This window comes from Streptomyces sp. NPDC096132, assembly GCF_044763345.1.
Lineage (GTDB): Bacteria > Actinomycetota > Actinomycetes > Streptomycetales > Streptomycetaceae > Streptomyces.
The window spans coordinates 1-1,529 of the sequence record NZ_JBIWGA010000096.1 but is presented as its reverse complement, the minus strand read 5'-3'; the positions used below and the strand labels follow the sequence as shown (position 1 = coordinate 1,529).

Genomic DNA, 1,529 nt, shown 5'->3' with positions numbered 1-1,529 from the left:
GCGGAGCTGCACGAGATCCGTGCGCGGGCGCTGGCCGGTCCGAGCGAGAAGGCGACCGCGGCGCAGCATGCCAAGGGCAAGCTGACCGCCCGGGAGCGGATCGAGCTGCTCGTGGACCCGGGTTCCTTCCAGGAGGTCGAGCAGTTGCGCCGGCACCGGGCGTCCGGGTTCGGTCTGGAGGCGAAGAAGCCGTTCACCGACGGTGTGATCACCGGCTGGGGCACGGTGGAGGGCCGTACGGTCTTCGTGTACGCCCATGACTTCCGTATCTTCGGCGGTGCGCTGGGCGAGGCCCACGCCACGAAGATCCACAAGATCATGGACATGGCCATCGCGGCCGGTGCCCCGCTGGTCTCGCTCAACGACGGCGCCGGCGCCCGGATCCAGGAGGGCGTGAGCGCGCTGGCCGGCTACGGCGGCATCTTCCAGCGCAACACCAAGGCGTCCGGGGTCATCCCGCAGATCAGCGTGATGCTGGGCCCCTGCGCGGGCGGCGCCGCCTACAGCCCCGCCCTCACCGACTTCGTGTTCATGGTCCGTGAGACCTCGCAGATGTTCATCACCGGCCCCGACGTCGTCAAGGCGGTCACCGGCGAGGAGATCACCCAGAACGGCCTGGGCGGCGCCGACGTGCACGCCGAGACCTCGGGTGTGTGCCACTTCGCCTACGACGACGAGGAGACCTGCATCGCCGAGGTGCGGTACCTGCTGTCGCTGCTGCCGCAGAACAACCGCGAGAACCCCCCGCGCGTCGAGGCGGGCGACGCCGCCGACCGGCGCGGCGACGTGCTGCTGGACCTGGTCCCGGCGGACGGCAACCGCCCCTACGACATGACCAAGGTCATCGAGGAGATCGTCGACGACGGCGACTACCTCGAGGTCCACGAGCGCTGGGCCCGCAACATCATCTGCGCGCTGGCCCGCCTGGACGGCCAGGTCGTCGGCATCGTCGCCAACCAGCCCCAGACCCTCGCCGGCGTCCTGGACATCGAGGCCTCCGAGAAGGCCGCCCGCTTCGTGCAGATGTGCGACGCGTTCAACATCCCCATCGTCACCCTTCTGGACGTACCCGGCTTCCTGCCCGGCGTCGACCAGGAGCACGGTGGGATCATCCGCCACGGCGCGAAACTCCTCTACGCCTACTGCAACGCGACCGTGCCGCGGATCTCGCTGATCCTGCGCAAGGCGTACGGAGGTGCCTACATCGTCATGGACAGCCAGTCCATCGGAGCCGACCTCACCTACGCCTGGCCCACCAACGAGATCGCCGTGATGGGCGCCGAAGGCGCCGCCAACGTCATCTTCCGCCGCCAGATCGCCGAGGCCGAGGACCCCGAGGCCATGCGGGCCCGCATGGTCAAGGAATACAAGTCCGAGCTGATGCACCCCTACTACGCGGCCGAACGCGGCCTGGTCGACGACGTCATCGACCCCGCCGAAACCCGCGAGGTCCTCATCCGCTCCCTGGCGATGCTCCAGTCCAAGCACGCCGACCTCCCCTCCCGCAAACACGGCAACCCCCCGCAGTA

Annotated in this window: 1 protein-coding gene; it reads left to right on the top strand. The window is 69.1% G+C overall.

The window, feature by feature from the left end; all coding sequences use genetic code 11:
• Window positions 1-1,529 (top strand): acyl-CoA carboxylase subunit beta (locus ACIRF9_RS52655; RefSeq protein ID WP_403837813.1); only part of this gene is annotated, 1,529 nt, incomplete at both ends.